Origin of the sequence: Parapedobacter tibetensis (genome assembly GCF_024704835.1) — a bacterium.
In the GTDB taxonomy this organism is placed as follows: domain Bacteria; phylum Bacteroidota; class Bacteroidia; order Sphingobacteriales; family Sphingobacteriaceae; genus Parapedobacter; species Parapedobacter tibetensis.
This window is the reverse complement of record NZ_JAMXBE010000003.1, coordinates 452,287-470,697: the sequence shown is the minus strand read 5'-3', so window position 1 is coordinate 470,697 and position 18,411 is coordinate 452,287. Positions and strand designations below refer to the sequence as shown.

Genomic DNA, 18,411 nt, shown 5'->3' with positions numbered 1-18,411 from the left:
AATTACTGCTATTCATATCGAAGTGCCTCCACTGGGTCGAGCTTTGATGCCTTGGAGGCTGGGTAGTACCCCGATATCATTCCAACCCCCACGCATACGACCACACCCAAAATCATCCAGTTCCAAGGGATAATGAAACTGGCTCCCATCACCACGGCCAATATATTGCCAATCAATATCCCCAAAAATATGCCTGCGAAACCACCCATGAGGCAGATTACTACCGCCTCTGTGAGAAATTGCCTGCGGATTACCGTTGGGGTGGCACCAATGGCCTTGCGGATACCGATTTCGCGGGTACGTTCGGTAACGGACACCAGCATAATGTTCATTAATCCAATAGAAGCGCCAATGAGGGTAATCAAGGCGATAACAATGGCGCCTATCGTAACATAGGTAAGGCTTTCAATAAGTATTTGAGCCACTGCGTCGCTCTTGGTAATTTCAAAATTCGATTCCTGCCCAACCCTTACCCCGCGGACATTGCGGAATATGGCCGTGGCCTCCCCAATAGCCGCATCGGTTTGCTGCGGATTGGCTGCCATCACCGTGATGGTGTAGGAAGGGCGTCCCAACGCCATTACAGCCCGAGCCTTCAGCAGGGGAATGATACAGGCCTTGTCTCCGCCAAACCCAGCGCTTGACCCTTTGTCTTCCAATACGCCGATGATGGTATAACGATTGTTTCCGATGGTGACAAATTGATTGATCGGTTCTTCGTTGCCTTTGAACAACCGCTTGATAACCTCGGATCCAACGATAACCACATTGCTGCCATATTCGATTTCACGCTGTGAGAAATTGCGACCAATGGAAAGCTTATATCCCGCAGTTTCCAAGTAGTTCTCATCAGCCCCAAGCACGTTGATATTTGGATTGGTTTGTTCACTTTTATACTTCGCCGTCGCGCCAAATGAAGCATACGTGCTTAAGGACACCACCGCCGGATAATCATACTGGTCCTTAAAGGCCTTTGCTTGGTAATAGGTGATTTGTGGAAACTGTTTTGCTCTTGTCCCGCCGCCTCCAATCTGTACATTCAATCCCCTATTGCGGATATTGAACGAATTGGAGCCCATGGCTGAAAACGAGTCTGTGAGGGAATTTTTGATCGCATCAATGGAAGTAAGGATGCCTACCAAAGCGGTGATGCCAATAGCAATAATTAGTGCCGTCAAAAATGTACGTAGCTTGTTGCTGCTGATCGATTGCAACGACAGCTTCACATTCTCTTTGTAGGACATTTTGACAGACATACCAACGTAGTTTTATTAACCGATTAGACCCTGCGGATAAGCTGGTGTTACAGCCAAGCGCTCATTTCTTTACATGACCGAACAACCAAGGAAGCAAGTCCGGTTCGGCGAAAGCAGCATCCCAGCTATTATGGTTGGCCTCCGGATAAAACGTATATTTCGGGGTGCCTCCCAATCGTTGCAATTCGTACACAATGACCCGGGAATGTGTGGGCGGTACAACATCATCTTGTTCCCCATGGAAAATCCATAACGGCATATGGGCATATTTCGCAACATTGGATGTATGGTCGCCCCCGCAAATGGCAAATGCTGCAGCAAACAATTGAGGTTTGCGACGTAAGGTTTCATAGGTGCCCATTCCTCCCATCGATAGCCCCCCGATATATACTCGCTGCTGATCTACCGCTTCCTTTTTCATGATATAGTCTACTAAACTCAAAAACAGCTGCATCGCCACCGTAGGGGTTCCGCCTGTACTGAACTGAAATTCGCGGCTTCCATTGGGCTGCGGCAGTATGTCTACATTGCTCCAATACGAATTTGATGGGCACTGTGGGAAGATCACAATGGCTGGGAAGCCCTGCCTTGTCTCTTCATTCAAAAACAGCTGTCCGCCGTGGGTAAGTTGTTTCTCGTTGTCATTCCCTCGCTCACCTGCCCCATGTAGAAAAAACAGCACCGGATAACTCCCTTCGGGATCATAGCCCTCAGGATATAGTATTCGGTAGGGAAGGGTATCGCCTTGGTGGATATGGCGTTTGGCCTCAAAAGCCGAGAAATCCTGCGCCGTCACCAAGGTCATCATACTTAAACATAAGGTAAACAAAAAGACATGCTTCATAAATAGTACTAGGTCAATCTACTTTTCAAAGATTACATGATTAACAATTATAAAAGTAGCATTTAATTCCCTTCCAACAAAAATATTCGGGCATCTTCTATAATTATACCGTCATTTATTCAAAATACTCGCAATGTTTTGCAAAAATTCTAAATCGAATGGAGCCTTAAACCGTTTATATTTGTTTCCATTATATTTTTCTTTCCCATGTTCAGCGAGCGGATGGGCAAGGGGGAGATAATGCCAGTAACTAAAGGGAAATCGTTGAAACAAATCGGAGAGAGCATAATGCATTGAGTCGGCCGCTAGCGGTTGGCGAATGAGGGCCAATTGACATTTTTAACTATAAAACTAAAACATGATAAACGGCAAAAACAAAAAAGTCATTTGCTTTGGCGAGGTACTTTGGGATATCCTCCCGACGGGCAAAAAACCGGGCGGGGCTCCCATGAATGTTGCCTATCACCTCAATCGGCTGGGGATTCACAGTACCGTCATCAGCCGAATGGGTAATGACAAAGAGGGAGAAAAACTCATTTCGTTTTTGGATCACATTGGTATACCCATCGCATTTGTACAGATTGACCACGAACACCAAACAAGCAAAGTAATAGCCAACATTGGTGACGACAATGAAGTGAACTATGATATCGTGGCTCCCGTGGCTTGGGATTTCATCAAATACGAAGATTCCTTTTCCGCATTATTGCTGGAGTCAGACGTGCTGGTATATGGCAGCTTGGTGGCTCGAAACGAGACCAGTAGAAATACGTTGTTGAAACTTTTGGATAAGGCAAAGTACCGATTATTTGACATCAACCTGAGAGCGCCGTATTATACGCCAGACACCATCGATACACTTCTGAAAAAGGCTGATGCAGTCAAGCTAAACATTCATGAGCTGGCAGAGGTGTCGAGCTGGCTGGGTAACCGGTCGGGCAATGAGTATACAGGAATTGGGATGTTGCAAGACCACTATGGATTGCAGGAGATCATCGTGACCAAAGGGGCGCAAGGAGCGTCGTTCTATACGCCACTATCACGCCATGACTATCCTGCGGTGCCCGTACAAGTTAAAGATACCGTGGGGAGTGGAGATTCCTTTCTGGCGGCATTTCTGGCTCAAAAGCTCCGTGGCCAAACCCGCGAAAACATGCTGGAATTTGCCACCACATTAAGCGCCTACGTGACCACACAGTCCGGAGCTTGCCCGCCCTATTCCCAAACCGACCTGAATCGGTTCGTGTGGGAAAAATACTTGGAGATAAACCATTGGAAGTAATATTGATAAATTAATACGTGTTTAACCAATTAAGAAGATGAATCAACTAATCACACAAATACATTTTCCTAAGATTATTTCAGTCGTATTAGCCGCCATGCTTGGTATAACCACTTGAACAGTATTTGGTAAGCGAATGGTTCCCTGCGATTTTATACTTCAAGTAAACAAGACACCGCCCATGATTGTTGCTCATCTATAAAATCCAAGAAACCACCATGTACCATTATCTGCTACCGTTATTACACCTGTTTTCCTTTCAGCAGGAGGAACCTTGGTTTGAACACCAAGTCATCGATGACCAAGTATCCATCGGTTATGGTATCGCCATCGGCGACGTAGATGGCGATGGGAAACCCGATATTCTGCTGGCAGATAAGAAGCAGTTCGTGGCGGGAGAGCGACACACAACCTGAAAATATATTGGAATAGGAGCGAATAACCGTGTTACATGCTATCCCCGTTTCGGCTTCTCTCCTCTTATCAATTCAAATACCGTAATCTCAGGTAAGATACCCACCCTTCCCGGGTAGCCTAAGAATCCAAACCCGGTATTCACATAAAGCTGTTGGTGCTCTTGCTGGTATAGTCCGGCCCATTCCTTATAAATATATTGCACGGGGCTCCACTTGAAATACTTGGTGCGTACGCCGAATTGCATACCGTGGGTATGACCACTGAACATCACATCCACATCGGGCCGAGACAACACCTCGGCACGCCAATGCGAAGGGTCGTGTGACAGGAGCAGCTTCACGGGCACGTCATCCGTGCCTTCGAGCGCTTGTTGCAACCGTCCATGTCTGGGAAAACGGCCTGTGCCCCAGTTTTCTACGCCAATGATGCCGATTTCATCATTGCCCACCTTGAGTTTCCGGTTTTCATTGAGCAAGAGGTCCCAGCCCATTACCTTGTGGGTATCCTTTACGCGCTGCAAATTTCGAGTCTTTTCGGCAGAGGATCCAGGACCGTAATGGTAATCGCCATAGTCGTGGTTGCCTAAGATGGAATAAACACCAAGCGGGGCTTGCACTTTGGCAAAGATATCTTGATAATCCCGCATTTCATTGGCAAGATTATTTACCAAATCACCCGTGAAAAAAATAGCCTCCGGTTTTTCGGCCAACAGCATTTCCACGCCACCTATCACGGCTTTTTTGTTATAGAAGCTTCCCGAGTGGATGTCTGATAATTGCCCGATTTTCATCCCATGGAACTCCTGAGGAAGATTCGGCAAATAAAGCTTCTGCCGGCGTATCTGGTAATCATATGCGCCAGATATCACACCCCAAGCCATCGGCGCCAAAGGTGCAGAGGCAACAAGGATTCCTGCTTTGGTCAAAAAATCAGACCTTGAAATCCCATTTACCGGTTGCTCGGGCAGCATTGTGGTTGCTTCTTCATGCCGCTTTTTCTGCGGAACAAACAGGCGCTTCAACCAGAGTCCTCCGCGCCGGATGTCATCGGCAAGCAATACCAGTATAAAAATAAACTTGGTACAGAATGTGATGAAAAAGATTACCAAGATGATGGAGCGAAAAATTAACGGTGTACTGAAATAAACACTGATGAAAATCCCCAAAACGAGCAATATGCTATACCCCCACCATACTTTAGGGAATAGCGGAGAGGCAACCCATTTCATCGAGGTTGCTCGCAATGCCTTGTAGATGTAAAAATCTAACAAAAGCAAGATTATTGTATTGAAAATGACCATTCTAAATTGTCTGTCCTAGTTCGCTGTGTTGTCGGTAGGGAAGGTAATCTCCAGCTGTGGCTAATTGCTGTAATGCCATTATCCATTTGGGATGGGTGTTGAGGCTTTCCACCAGTTGCACCTTCTCTCCTCCCAATGCCTTAAATTCATCTGCATATTCTGTGCCAACCTCGTAAATGGTCTCCAGGCAGTCCGACACAAAAGCTGGGCAAAAGACGAGCAATCGCTTTTTGCCTTTCTGGGCTACGTCCTTAAGTACATCGGTGGTATAAGGTTGCACCCACGGGGTTTTGCCAAGGCGGGATTGAAAACACACCGTATGGTCTTCTGATTTTATGCCAAGGCGTGTGGTAATCAGGCGTGTGGTGGCATAGCATTGTGCCAAATAGCACCATTTGTTTTTTTCTGTTATCCGTTCGCGGCATCCCGCTTCATCGCAGTCATGTGTTCCTGTGTTGTCAATATGGCGTAATTGCCTTACGGGCAAGCCATGGTAGCTAAACAGGAAGTGATCATAGTCTTCGGGGCGGTGCTTTTGGGCATGCTCGGCAAAGACCTCCACCATCAATTCGTTTTCATAGAAATCATTGACGATAGCTAGTTCAGGGAACGTATGCCAGGTACGGATGAGCTCCATCACCTTATCAATGACAGATCCCGTGCTTGCCGAGGCATATTGCGGAAACAGCGGGATAATTCGGATCCGATCGACCATCATTTGCTTGAAGTTGGCCAAAGCGGATTCGATGGACGGATTTTGGTAGCGCATGGCCAGCTCCACATGGTATTCGTCGCCCAATTGCTCTTGCAACATCCGCTGCTGGAGGCGGCTATAATGCAACAAAGGCGACCCCGTTTTTTCACCCCAGATTGCTTGGTATAGCTTGGCTGATTTGGGTGCGCGGAACGGCACAATAATACCCCTTACTAACATCGTGCGCCGCCAAGCTGGGATGTCGATGACCCGGCCATCCAGCAAAAACTCTGTGAGATAACGCCTCACGTCCGGTACTGACGGGCTGTCTGGCGTACCAAGGTTGACTAGCAACACTCCCTTTTTCGGTTTACTCATACCGTGCAAAGTTACGGATTTGAGAAAGCATGCATGATAACGTGGTAATAATTTGATGTTTAGATGACGTGATTGACCGCTGATGACACAGATATTGCAGATTTACTCCGCGTCCAATTGTGCTAATAGCTTTCCAACGCAACTTTCACCTGCTCCATTAACCACATGGGCGTAGAAGTGGCCCCACATATACCCACGGTATCCCCGGGATTGAAATGTTCGGGATTCAGTTCGGAAGCGTCCGAGACAAAATAGCTATTAGGGTTGCTTTTGAGGCATACGTCATACAGTACACGCCCGTTTGATGATTTTTTGCCGGATACAAACACCACCTTGTCATGCTTGCTAGCGAAATCGCCCAGCTCTTCATAGCGGTTGGAAACCTGGCGGCATATTGTATCATTGGCTTTCACATCATACCCCCTGTTGAGCAGTTCCGACTTGATGGCGTAAAAGTTATCAGTACTTTTGGTGGTCTGGCTATATAAGGTAAAACTATCGGGCAGTTCTACATCCGCTAGTTCGGCAATGTCTTGGAATACGATGGCTTCGCCGTTTGTCTGCCCCTGTAGCCCGATGACCTCCGCATGGCCATGTTTGCCATAGATGAGGATTTTTTCCTGCTGGTCGTGAGAGGTCTTCACCCGATTTTGCAACTTGAGCACCACCGGACACGAGGCATCGATGAGTGTGATGTTATTTTCGAGTGCGATGCGGTAGGTTTCAGGGGCCTCGCCATGGGCCCGGATGAGCACCTTTTCGTTTTGGAGTTCCGGAAGCTTATCGTGGCTGATGATGCGAAGCCCTTTGGCCTTGAGCCGGGCCACTTCCTCATCGTTGTGCACAATGTCACCTAGGCAATACAAGTAGCCGTCCTGTTCAAGTATTTCCTCCGCCATGTCTATGGCATAGACCACCCCGAAGCAGAATCCGGAATCCTTGTCAATCGTTACCTTCAACGCATAACCCATAGTAAGACAAAGTTACACATAAAATCTTACTGCACGATGTTTTGATAAATACTGTTATACATTGCATGGAGGAAGTCGTTGATAACATCGCCATTCGAAAAACCCGTATTGCAGCCATTCGTGATCACCACGATACCAAACCGTTCCTCGGGTTGAAAAAACATCGCGCTGTACAGGCCATAGGCAATCCCTTCATGGCCAATAAGCTTTTTCCCGGGTATCAGATTGTCTACCGTGCGCAACGCCATGCCATAGCCCGATTCCGCGCTCCGCACGCGCTGCATCTCGCGGCTGTTCGCTTCGGACATGATACGCACGCCGTTGGCTTCGCCATAATTCATATGCATGATCATGTATTTTGCCAGATCTTCCGCCGACATTTTCATCCCTCCCGTGGGAGAAAATATGGGTGTACTGTATCCCATCTGATAATCCTTGAGGCCATCGGCGCGCGATTGGTAAGCCGCCGGGGAGGCAGTAAACTGTTTGGTGTTGCCGCTGTACGCGTATAAGGTGGCAAACCGGGAGCTATCCAAATCATCCACATTGTATCCGCCGTACAATCCCAGTGGTTGCAGGATGCGGGTACGGATATGATGGTCGAAGCGTTCGCCCGCATATTTCTCCAGTATTGCTCCGGCGAGGTTGAAATTGAGGTTGCAATACTGGTAGCCGGCATCGGGCGCGTAATCATTATAGGCCTTTTCCCAATCCGGGTTCTTGTCCGGATTGAATGCATCGAGCGTGAAGTAGCCGTTTTTGTCGCTGATGCTGGAGCGATGCGACAGTACCATGCGCAAGGTGATCACCGAGTTGGGAAAATTCGGGTTGCGGATCCGGAAGCCAATCAGCTCACCCACATCATCATCCAGAGAGAGCTTACCCACCTCCACGAGCTGCATGATGCCCGTCACCGTAAACGACTTGGAGATAGAGGCGATGCGGAATAGGTCGGTAGGCTTAAGCGGCTCGCGCGTTGTCGTGTCCTTCAATCCGAACGACTTGCTGTAAGCGATATGGTTGTCTTTCACCACCATCACTGATGCGCCTATGGCGTGGTACTTGGCCATGATGGCGGCGATTTCCGCTTCCGTGCGAGTGGAAGGTTGCGCATTGACGCCAGCAGCTGTCAGCAGCAACGCCACCGTACTCAGTGTTGCTTGGTATAGCAAGGGGAGTCTCTTCATATGGGCAAACTTAGATAAATTTGCCTTTTTTGCAAACATAATTGGTTGTATAAAAAAGCAAATTACTCGTTGTTTGTCTTCAGTGGCTCTCGTGAATGCTTTGCAGTTTATCGATCTCTCCTCTGCCGCTGAGAAACAGCTTTTATAGAGGAAATATATTGTTTTTTGGGCACCAGTGCTGTACCAAACTACAAAGGCAGTAAGCAAGCTCATTTTATCCGTATGGTGTGCTTCACCCGAGCATCCGGATTTTCTTCCCAATACTTCCGGAAGCGTTCGATGACGTTGAGGAAACCGGTGTTGAAGCGATGCTCCATGTTTTTGATTTCATCGAGACCCACGAGGTCATAAATGTTCTTCCAGCCATTGCCCACGGGCAGTTCCATGTTGGGATGGGGCAGGTAGTAGCCATGCTGTGCCCGCACAAATAGTTGTCTATCGTGCGGGTCATCGCGGCCGATTTCGTTTTTGGCCAGGATGCTGCTGATGTATGGCCGTTGGGTACGGTATTCGGGAACAACCTGCTCGCCAAGCCCCTCGTAGAAGTCGATGAAATCCTGCGCCTGGAACGCCGGCCGGGGGTTGTTTGCCCTCCAGGGGCCGTATTGGGTGCCCAAAATCAACTGTTCTTTCAGTGAGGCGAGCATGAAGTTGAGCATCAGGTATTCCGCTTGGTGGCTTTCCAGCTTGACGAGCCTTTTTTCCACACGAATCCGCAAGGGGGCAGTTTTGAGCGAAGCGTAGTGCCGCCCAAGGAGGTCGACCGGCCCATGTTCACCCTGTCGCCGGTTACGCAGCAGCCACCGCAGGGGGTTGATGCCATCATTGTCCGTCGTGTCGACCTTTGCACCCTGCTTCAACAGGTGGTCCATGATGTTCGCGGCGTTGAATCGCGCCGATATCAGTAGCGGAGTGAGGTTAAACTCATCACGGAAGTCGACCCCATAGCGTTGGAATATGGGCTGGACAGCCTTGAGGTTGTCGGCCAAATAAGGTTGGAAAAGCCGCTTGAGGAGTGTTTTTTCCCCTTGTTCCCATCGGTCGGCGGGACGGTATTTCAGGGCCGACAGTTGCCGGAGCGGTTCCGCCAAGCGGTAGTAAACCGCATACTGGAATAACCGGTCTTTGGCTTTCTTGTTGAAATGGTCGGGGTGCAGTGCCTGTTCCAGCAATTTGCCATACGTTTCAGGGGTAATCACCTCCCATTCGATGGGCTTGATTTGGAGGATCTGCTCGCGGATGGCGTCTGCCTGTTCTTGCTTACCCTGCATTTCCAGCTTGCGCGCCTCCTTCTGCCATTCCGACTTGGAGGAAGCCTGGTTTTTGAGCGAGGTCTGCTGCCTTACATCGATGAGGTCAAGGAGTTTCAGCAGTTCATGCTTACTGTTAGACTCCACGAGAAACAGGTTTTTGATGGCGCGGGTCATCCCCACATAGAGCGCATTGATGTAAAACTTGAATTCATCCAACGAGCGATTGGTTTTGTCCCTTGCGCGCGCGAAGTGGATAGCTGCGCTTTGCAGATCGGCAGCAGTTACCCCATCGGTAATCTCATGGAACGTTTTGTCGTGGCCGGATATCATGTTAAACAGGACGATGTTTTCATATTCCAGGCCCTTAGCCTCATGGATGGAAAAGAGCAGGGGTGTTTGGAAAAACTTGCGCGCCGCAGCTTTGTCTTCCTCACGCAATACCAGTACAGCAAATTTGGCCGACTGCTTCGTTTTGCTGTTGAGATCGGCGCTCACCTTCGGGGTATTTGGCAAAAGCTCCACGATGCCTTGGAAAGCCGAGTTGGCCTGTACCAAGTAGGTGCTTTCCTTATCGATGGAGCCGAAGCGAGCATTCTTGATTAGCAGCAGGCGGTTGGCAATGGCCGTCACCTCCGGCGTGTTGCGGTAGTTGGTGGCCAGCACGCGGATGATTTGCGCCGATAGATCTTGGTGGTAAAACAGCGTCTTTACCTGTGACCAGGAAAAAAAGTTAGGGTGTACGATTTGGTTGGAATCGCCGCACAGCAAAAAATTCACGGGTTCGTTGAGCGATTTCAATATGGCATAAAGCTGTACGTTGGTAATGTCCTGCACCTCGTCGACCACCACGTAGTCGTACAGCGGCGATATCCGCTCCAGCAAGTGAAAAGAGCGGATGTTGCTGTCGAAGTAGCCCCCTTGTTCCAGCCAGTGGAGGTATTTCATGAACAGTTCATGTACAGCGGGGCGATCTTGTTGCTGGAAGATGGACTGCCGAATGCCCAGCCCAAGGTAATCCTCGGCACTAAGGTGGGCCTTGTCAATGGCCGAGCCGGTAAGTACGCCCTTAAACTCCTCGTAGAGTTTATGCGTGTCCTTGATCTTGTAGCTTTGCTTGTAGCGGCTGGCCCACTCGTTGAACACCCGAAAGGTCAGCTCCTTCCCCTCGGCTACCTCCACGGTGTCGAGGAAATCGTTGAACGAGAGGAACTCCACCGTTTGCTTTGGATTATCGTAGCCGTAGGCGGCATACAAGTTTTGGGCATTCTCCACCAGATAGGGCGATAGGGAAACGTACAGGATATTGCCGGAGAGTGCCTTTATTTTTTCAAGCATAAGAGCGGTCTTTCCACTTCCCGCCGGGCCGATAACGATGATCGGCGCGGGCAGGTCGATGATGGTGTCCTGCGCATCGTCAAACGAGAGAAGCTTATCGAGGATGTGGAATTTTTTCTTGCTCGTATTCACGTAACTCACTTCCACCTCATGCCCCTCCGTTTCTTGTTCGGCGTAAACGGGCTGTAGCCTGTTCTCATCCACCTTCACACCATTGAGGAATCGACAACGGCTGTAGTTGTGGTTGAGGATGACTTCCAGCACAAACACATACTTCCGGCCCTGGTAACTGCCGATGGTGAAAAGCAGGCGGTTGGTATCATCGAGCTTAGCCCGGTAATAGCCCTGATTGGGCATTTTTTTTACGTCGGCTGCACGGAAATCCCCTTCCTTCAAGAAGCTTAGCGTCTTCTGGACTTTGTCTTTTAATTGATGGTATTCGAAGTCGTTATATAGTAAGATGTCCATCGTTTTATTACGGATTCGTGTTCATCGCTTGGCCCAATATCCGGATGCTGTCTTTCAGGGTTTGTACCTCTCTTTCCGAACAATTAAAAAATCCTTAATAGTTGCTTCGTCGATCAACTCCCCTCATCATAGACATTCTTAAGGTGCATATTACTATTCGGCACAGTGGTAGGAAAAAGGTCGACGAGCTTATTGCAAGCAGTTAGTTTTCCTTCTTCAGTTTCTTCACCTCTTCCGCTAAATCCAGCACCGCTTTGCTTAGGTTTGCAATGGATTCGGTTTTGGCTCGGTCTTCTTCCAAAAATTTGTCGAATAACTCAAGCAGTTTTTTGGGTACTTCATTGTTTATGGTTGAACGATAATGTTGGGTCGAGGCGTCGTGCAAGCTATTATTGCTTTGGATGTTGTAGACAACCTTTTCCTCTTTAAAATTCTTGACAAACTCCGGTGTTACGCCCAACCCCGCTGCTAAGATGGCAATATTGGCATCATCAATAAACTCGGATTGTTCCAGCTTGGATATCTGCTGCTGGCTCCAGCCGTTGCAGCGTTGACCCAGCTCATACTGTTTCATACCCGTTATCTCACGGATGCGTTGGACATTGTGCCCTAGATGTACTTCTTCATGTTCAAAATTTTCATTCTTCATGCTCAAATATAAATCAATCGTATCGTGGTAAAAAACAATTTGTTATGGTTTTTTACCATCGTTTACGGGGTTCATAATCTTTACCTTTGTAAAGGTATCAAATAAGTGGCAATGGTCAACTATACGGGCCACATTGTCGCTAAAAATCTAACCGTATGATAAAACGTGTACTCAAATCCAACAAGAACGCCGAAAAGTATTTTGCAGAGTTGAAGGCAGGCCATGAAGAAGGCCTCAATTATTTTTACAATGCCTATTATGGACATTATGCCTACCGCGCATACCGATTCGTGAAAGAAGATGTGGTGGCCCATGCCATGGCACAAGAAGCGTTTTTAAGGCTATGGATTATGCGCGGCATTATCCGTGATGTGCCTCATTTGCATGAATTTCTTGGCTTGCAGCTTCGGGAGGCCGGAAAAGCATATTATGGCAAAACGATAAATCGTTTCCACCGGAGCATGTTACGTTTGGACGGCATCGAGGATTTTCAGGAGTTCATGCTGGGCTACGAGTTGGAGGAAGAACAGGAGGAAGATGCCGTTTATCTCGAACAACTGGAGGAAGAAAAGCAGCGTCATTTGGAAAAGCTCAATGGTTTATTGCCCCACCTCGACAACCAGCAACAACTGTTCATCAAACTGTGCCTGAAATATGATTTCAGTTATGAACGTGTGGCGTATCACCTTGGTGGCATTTCGGACTACGAGGTAGCCCAGCGTGTGGAGCAGTGTGTTGCCAACCTGAAAGCCGCGCTCTCCGATACGGCCAAGCTGGACAGCGCAACGCGCATGAAGCCGATTGTCACCGAAGGCATGCTTACCGATGAACAGGCGCAGGTATTGGCCATGCGGTATGACCTGCAATACTCCTTCGAGGAAATCGCCGAAGCCCTGCAACTGGATGATTCCAAAGTGAAATCGCTATTTGTACAGGCATATGCCGTCATCCGGAAAACTAAAAAATCTGCATAGGCCCATGGAAAAGAAGACCATCATCCTGACACGAAAAATACAGGTGTACGTGGACTGTGATGACAAAGCGCAGAAGGACGCCTACTATAAGCAGTTGTATGAGTGGCAATTTTTATCGTTCCAAGCAGCCAACCTGATTTTCACCCACCTGTATGTACAGGATCGGGTGAAGGATTTGATTTACTTCACCGACGAGGTGAAGGTTAAGCTGGCCGATTATAAGAAAGAGGAAGACGGCATACTGAATTCCTCTCGCATGAACACGACATATCGTATCCTCTCAAGCAATTTTTTGGGCAAAATGCCCTCCAATATTTTTTCCAACCTGAACAACACGTTGCACAGCATCTATAACTCTGAACGAAGTGCATATTGGAAGGGGGAAAAGACACTACGCAATTACAAACGTAGCATCCCCATGCCTTTCGGAGCGGATAAACTCAAACTGGAAAACGATGAGAAAGGTAGGGATTTCAAATTCAAGCTGTTCAAAATCCCATTCAAGACCTATTTGGGCAAAGACAGGTCAGATAAGAAAGTCCTGTTGCAGCGGACGCTGGCCGGAACGCTGAAGCTCTGCACCAGTTCCCTAAAAATTGACAAGGGCAAGCTGTACTTGTTGGCAGCCTTCGAGATGGAGCGTGACGAACACCAGTTAAAGGATTCGGTAATTGCCGAAGCGTCACTTTCCATCGAGCACCCCGTCGTAGTGAAGGTTGGTAAGGAACAGTTCCAGATTGGCAATAAGGAGGAATTCCTGCACCGGAGGCTGGCTATACAGGCCGCGCGGCACCGCTTACAACGGGGTTCCACCTACAACCGGCCGGGCAAAGGCCGCAGGCGCAAGCTGAAAAGTTTGGAGGATTGGGATGCGAAGGAAATACGGTACGTCGATAACCGATTGCACCTGTACAGTCGTAGGCTGATTGACCTGTGCATCAAAACGCAGGCGGGTACGCTCTTGTTGGTGAACCAGCAGCAGAAAGAAGAGGTGGCTAAGGAAGAGGAATTCCTGCTCCGCAATTGGAGCTATTACGGACTGAAAGAAAAGATCGCCTATAAAGCGAAGAAAGTAGGAATCAATGTGATTGAGGAATAGTTATTCACCCGCTTCAACGTTCTTTGAAATGTTAGAGGCTGCTTGTACAGCCGTAGGGTGAGGTTAAATGAAACACTCACTAAATACTTTTTTTCAATGGGAAAGCTTCCCTATTGTTGGAATTGATGTATGATTACAATGGGGTCGGTTTTTGAAAAATTAACACGCACTGCCGTATAAGCCGTGCGTTACAACGGGCTGCTGTTCACTCGATAGTATGGACAATGCACTTGCTGTAAATCCGCGAGTAAAAAACTAAATCGAAAATAATCGCATAGCTCGAAATACAAACCGCTTCAAAAGAATGGTATTTATGCAAGTCTCCTTCACAAACGTATCGTATACAACCGTAGTTTCTTACGCTCGAATTGGTCAGAAATAGGCAACGGCTCCTAGTTGGAAACATTTGGCGATAAGGCATATATACAGTGCTCTTGACGGTGCCTTTTGAAATATCGCAGGCATTTGAATATATACAACCTTGCTCTTGTTCTCCCGTTGGGCTGCTGTTCCCAAGTACCTGCAATTCGCTCGTCTGATGAAAGTATTAAAAGTACAACACTCCTGCCGTGGACCTTGGAGATAATGGATTAACATATACAATAGTCTCAAAACTTGATGAAAACACAAGGGTAAAAACGCTGTAACTACCATATACAATCCCTGCTTGTTCTGTGTTCCCGGAAATTAGTTCCTGATGTTGATGATACCGTACCTATACAACTAAGTGAACACCCGACCCACGAACATCGGAGGATCTCTTGTCGGGCATCGATCCCATATACAATGGTTGGCGCTTACTTATATGAAGTTGTGGAATGGTTTTCGTTTCAGTATACAACGGCAGAGAACCACATCTTTTTCGTTTAAAGCTTTACAAAGGCGTCTTTCTGTCAGATCAAATTTTTGCAACGGTCTAGGCTGCAAATGTGCTAAAAGTCATAGCGCTTATTACAACGTTGTCAAGCAGGCGCGCTTATTATTCAGAATTATACAACGGCCTTGCTGTGAAACCTATGGGGGATTGGACTGCTACGAACACCAATTTGAAAGGAATATACAACTGCTAGTGCCTCGACAAAGACTGGAGATAGATAATGCCTATCACAATATGAAATTAAGTACTAAGATTATTCAAGAATGACCTTTCTAAAAAGAATGTTGAAATTTTCGAGGCTGCGTGTACAGCCGTAGGGTGAGGCGAAATTGACACTCACTGAATACTATTTATTGCAATAGACGGTAGGTTAATGCACTATACAAAGGGTGAGCCTTGCTGAGAAGGCTGTGGGAATAGGTATAGGCAATTCTCTCGATTGGAAAAACTAAGAAACTTCGTTATCGAGGCTGCTTGTACAGCCGCAGGGTGAGGTCAAATAGACACTCACTGAATACTTTTTGCAATGGTGAGTCTCACGTTAGATTTACTTTTGCTTCTGCAACGGGCTGCTGTTAATCCGTTGACACTAATTCGAAGTACGGCCAATGGTCCTGTTAGCGAAAACACATAGGTTATAATACCGGCCAAAATAATTTATGCAATAGTCTCGATCATAAACGTACTGTATCCATAAGAAATTGAAGTGTGCACAATAGTCTCCAACCTCGTGGTATGTTACTTTTTTGCGATAGCGAGCTAGCTTAAAACCTGAATTGGCCTCATTTCAGTACATACAGCGGCCTTGCCATGTTACTTGAGAAAAAATGCATTCGCTGCATCCGCTTGTAACTAAAAAGCCCGGCTCCTCGGACGAGGGCACTGAAAAAGTCCTTATTGGTTAAGACTGGAAAGAGAGCAGAAAAACTACGGTTGTCTGCTCTTTTTTTTGTACCTTAAAGCAGGTTTTAAAAGGTACCCGATGCTTGCTTACCAACAAAAGATTCAGTTCAGTTCCTACTCGGGGCTGTATGATCTGATCGTTCCCAAAGATAACCTTCTTCGAAAGATCAACGACCTGATAGACTTCAGTTTTATATACGATGAACTGCTTGAGAAGTACTGCCACAACAACGGACGTACAGCGNGGTTTTAAAAGGTACCCGATGCTTGCTTACCAACAAAAGATTCAGTTCAGTTCCTACTCGGGGCTGTATGATCTGATCGTTCCCAAAGATAACCTTCTTCGAAAGATCAACGACCTGATAGACTTCAGTTTTATATACGATGAACTGCTTGAGAAGTACTGCCACAACAACGGACGTACAGCGGAGAGCCCTATCCGTATGTTCAAATACCTGTTGCTGAAGACCATCTATTGTATTTCAGACGTAGATGTCGTTGAGCGCTCCCGCTACGATATGTCCTTCAAATATTTTCTGGAGATGGCACCGGAAGATGATGTGATCAATCCCAGCTCGCTGACCAAGTTCCGCAAACTTAGACTGAAAGACACGGATCTGTTAAACCTCTTGATTAACAAAACAGTCTGCCTTGCGATTGAAAAGGATATCATCAAATCCAAGTCGATCATCGTAGATGCCACCCATTCGCTGTCCAGATCGAACCCGCATTCTGCCCTTGATGTCCTTAGGGAGCGATCAAAGCTGCTCCGCAAAGCGGTTTATGCCATAGACGGGGGTATGAAGGGCCGGATGCCCGAAAAGAATGAGTCGGGTGACCTTGGGAAAGAGATTGCCTATTGCAGGGAGTTACAGGAACGGATCGAGTCGGACAGGGCCTTGGGCGAAACCCCTGCGGTCAAAGAGAAGTTGAACCTGTTAAAAGAAACGGTTGAGGACACCCGGGAGCACTATACGCTTTCCAGGGACATGGATGCCAAGACCGGCCATAAGTCAGCAGATAGCAAATTCTTCGGTTACAAGATCCATCTTGCCATGACCGAGGAACGTATCATCACGGCTGCGGTGGTTACCTCGGGGGAAAAAGCGGATGGTCCGGAACTGCCCGAGCTTTTAGGGATCAGCCGGCAGAATGGGGTGGAAATAGATACGGTCATCGGCGATGCAGCTTATTCAGGCAAAGAAAACCTGAAATTGGGCAGCGACCGGGGTATCAGGATCGTTGCCAGGCTTACCCCTTCCATTACCCAGGGCACCAGAAAGGATGAAAAGATGTTCGATTACAACAAGGATGCCGGGATGTTCGTTTGCCCGGCAGGCCATCAGGAAGGCCCGCCAGGGAAAGAAAGACAGGGGGAAAAACCAAGCGGACACCTATTACTTTGACGTGGAAAAATGCAAGGTCTGTCCCCTGAGGGAAAACTGTTACAAGCCCGGAGCTAAGAGCAAAACCTATTCGGTAACCATAAAATCCGACCTCCACAAAGAACAGATGGACTTTCAGGAAACCGACCATTACAAACAGAAAACCAGGGAACGATACAAGATAGGGGCAAAGAATAGTGAGCTAAAAAACGTACATGGATACGGACGGGCAAACTCCTATGGTATTGGGAACATGGAAATGCAGGGGGCCATGGCAATCTTTGCAGTAAACCTGAAAAGGATCCTGAAATTGATTGAATAATCCCGAAATCCGGGCTTTCATCTGATTCCAACCTTTTGCCCAAAGAAAGATTGGAGTGCCAGGAACCCATACTGGCCTCCAAAATCAGTCGGTAGCCCGAAATATCGAAATCGGGAAATAAAAAAACGATCAAGTAAAACCATGTTCCACTTGATCGTTTCTGTTAAGCCGTCCCATAAATGAGGGACTTTTTCAGTGCCCTCCGTCTGGACGGCCGGGCTTTTATTCCTATATTCTAGTTTTCAACCATTATCGGGTATCATATCGCCCTCCTCCGATTGGCTTGATAGATTGTCAATGAAGGTTCTGACATTCTTTTTATTCCAGCCATAAGAAATAGCAGAAATGAACATCGCGTCAGGATTGCAAATGCTATTAATCAAAACTCGTCCCTTATCTTTCTTTATAGTAATCAATTCCCCCCAGCTACCCGACCAACTCCAATCCCTATAAGCCCTTACATAATTTCTTTTCTTTTCGAGAACTATCCACTTCAAATCACCCGATGTCTTACTTAGTGCTTTATCAAAGGAACTATCTGTAAAATACGTTCTGAACTCTTTGAATTTCAATCGATTTCGCTGCAAAAAGAAAAGCAAGATTGCCACGAAAATAAATATAACGGATATCAAAAGAAGGTCTTTTGGCTCTACCACTCCCTTATAATCGTCAAAAACATAGTGTTGTATTATACTCCACAAGTTTGCCAAGGGGACGATAAGAAAAAAGAATGGAACGGAATAATGCCAAAGAAGCTGCTTTTTAGTTAACGAAATTCGTTCGGGATTTACAACAATATTCGGATTAGTCATTTTAT

General features: G+C 47.2%; 13 protein-coding genes and 2 pseudogenes. 6 read left to right on the top strand and 9 right to left on the bottom strand.

Annotation, left to right across the window (positions count from 1 at the left end):
• Nucleotides 1-8: 8 nt before the first annotated feature.
• Together NF543_RS07115 and NF543_RS07110 are read right to left on the bottom strand one after the other, a co-directional pair.
• Nucleotides 9-1,256 (bottom strand): ABC transporter permease, encoded by a 1,248-nt coding sequence (locus tag NF543_RS07115; RefSeq protein ID WP_257667419.1) that lies wholly within the window; start codon nt 1,254-1,256, stop codon nt 9-11.
• 61 nt (nt 1,257-1,317) lie between these two features.
• Nucleotides 1,318-2,100, bottom strand: a complete 783-nt coding sequence (locus NF543_RS07110) for a carboxylesterase family protein (protein ID WP_257667418.1) — start codon at nt 2,098-2,100, stop codon at nt 1,318-1,320.
• 358 nt (nt 2,101-2,458) lie between these two features.
• Between NF543_RS07110 and NF543_RS07105 the strand changes: the two genes are divergently transcribed.
• Together NF543_RS07105 and NF543_RS07100 are read left to right on the top strand one after the other, a co-directional pair.
• The gene (locus tag NF543_RS07105; RefSeq protein WP_257667417.1) at nt 2,459-3,382 is read left to right on the top strand and encodes a carbohydrate kinase family protein; all 924 of its coding nucleotides are present in this window, start codon (nt 2,459-2,461) and stop codon (nt 3,380-3,382) included.
• A 218-nt stretch (nt 3,383-3,600) separates the two neighbouring features.
• Nucleotides 3,601-3,798, top strand: coding sequence for an FG-GAP repeat protein (locus NF543_RS07100; RefSeq protein WP_257667416.1), 198 nt, complete (start codon nt 3,601-3,603; stop codon nt 3,796-3,798).
• A 38-nt stretch (nt 3,799-3,836) separates the two neighbouring features.
• Here NF543_RS07100 and NF543_RS07095 read toward each other — a convergent pair whose 3' ends face one another.
• From NF543_RS07095 to NF543_RS07070, 6 genes are all read right to left on the bottom strand, one after another.
• The gene (locus NF543_RS07095; RefSeq protein ID WP_257667415.1) at nt 3,837-5,099 is read right to left on the bottom strand and encodes a metallophosphoesterase; all 1,263 of its coding nucleotides are present in this window, start codon (nt 5,097-5,099) and stop codon (nt 3,837-3,839) included.
• Nucleotide 5,100: 1 nt separating this feature from the next.
• Nucleotides 5,101-6,171, bottom strand: a complete 1,071-nt coding sequence (gene hemH / locus NF543_RS07090) for a ferrochelatase (RefSeq protein WP_257667414.1) — start codon at nt 6,169-6,171, stop codon at nt 5,101-5,103.
• A gap of 122 nt (nt 6,172-6,293) precedes the next feature.
• Nucleotides 6,294-7,142 (bottom strand): 4-hydroxy-3-methylbut-2-enyl diphosphate reductase, encoded by an 849-nt coding sequence (locus NF543_RS07085; protein ID WP_257667413.1) that lies wholly within the window; start codon nt 7,140-7,142, stop codon nt 6,294-6,296.
• 26 nt (nt 7,143-7,168) lie between these two features.
• Nucleotides 7,169-8,329, bottom strand: a complete 1,161-nt coding sequence (locus NF543_RS07080; RefSeq protein ID WP_257667412.1) for a serine hydrolase domain-containing protein — start codon at nt 8,327-8,329, stop codon at nt 7,169-7,171.
• A 209-nt stretch (nt 8,330-8,538) separates the two neighbouring features.
• Nucleotides 8,539-11,385 (bottom strand): UvrD-helicase domain-containing protein, encoded by a 2,847-nt coding sequence (locus NF543_RS07075; RefSeq protein ID WP_257667411.1) that lies wholly within the window; start codon nt 11,383-11,385, stop codon nt 8,539-8,541.
• Nucleotides 11,386-11,587: 202 nt separating this feature from the next.
• Nucleotides 11,588-12,034 carry a helix-turn-helix domain-containing protein gene (locus NF543_RS07070; RefSeq protein WP_257667410.1) on the bottom strand — a complete coding sequence of 149 codons (447 nt, stop codon included), beginning with the start codon at nt 12,032-12,034 and terminating at the stop codon, nt 11,588-11,590.
• A gap of 155 nt (nt 12,035-12,189) precedes the next feature.
• On the opposite strand from NF543_RS07070, the gene NF543_RS07065 reads away from it, so the two are divergent.
• The 4 genes and pseudogenes from NF543_RS07065 (at nt 12,190) to NF543_RS07050 (ending at nt 17,594) form a co-directional block, all read left to right on the top strand.
• Nucleotides 12,190-13,008: a sigma factor-like helix-turn-helix DNA-binding protein gene (locus NF543_RS07065; protein WP_257667409.1), complete on the top strand. Its 819-nt coding sequence runs from the start codon at nt 12,190-12,192 to the stop codon at nt 13,006-13,008.
• A gap of 4 nt (nt 13,009-13,012) precedes the next feature.
• Nucleotides 13,013-14,107: a hypothetical protein gene (locus tag NF543_RS07060; RefSeq protein WP_257667408.1), complete on the top strand. Its 1,095-nt coding sequence runs from the start codon at nt 13,013-13,015 to the stop codon at nt 14,105-14,107.
• 1,859 nt (nt 14,108-15,966) lie between these two features.
• Nucleotides 15,967-16,131 (top strand): annotated as a pseudogene (locus NF543_RS07055) (transposase); the annotation flags it as partial.
• A 19-nt stretch (nt 16,132-16,150) separates the two neighbouring features.
• Nucleotides 16,151-17,594, top strand: a pseudogene (locus NF543_RS07050) (IS1182 family transposase).
• A gap of 242 nt (nt 17,595-17,836) precedes the next feature.
• Here the strand turns inward: NF543_RS07050 and NF543_RS07045 are convergent.
• Nucleotides 17,837-18,406, bottom strand: coding sequence for a hypothetical protein (locus NF543_RS07045; RefSeq protein WP_257667407.1), 570 nt, complete (start codon nt 18,404-18,406; stop codon nt 17,837-17,839).
• Nucleotides 18,407-18,411 lie beyond the last annotated feature (5 nt).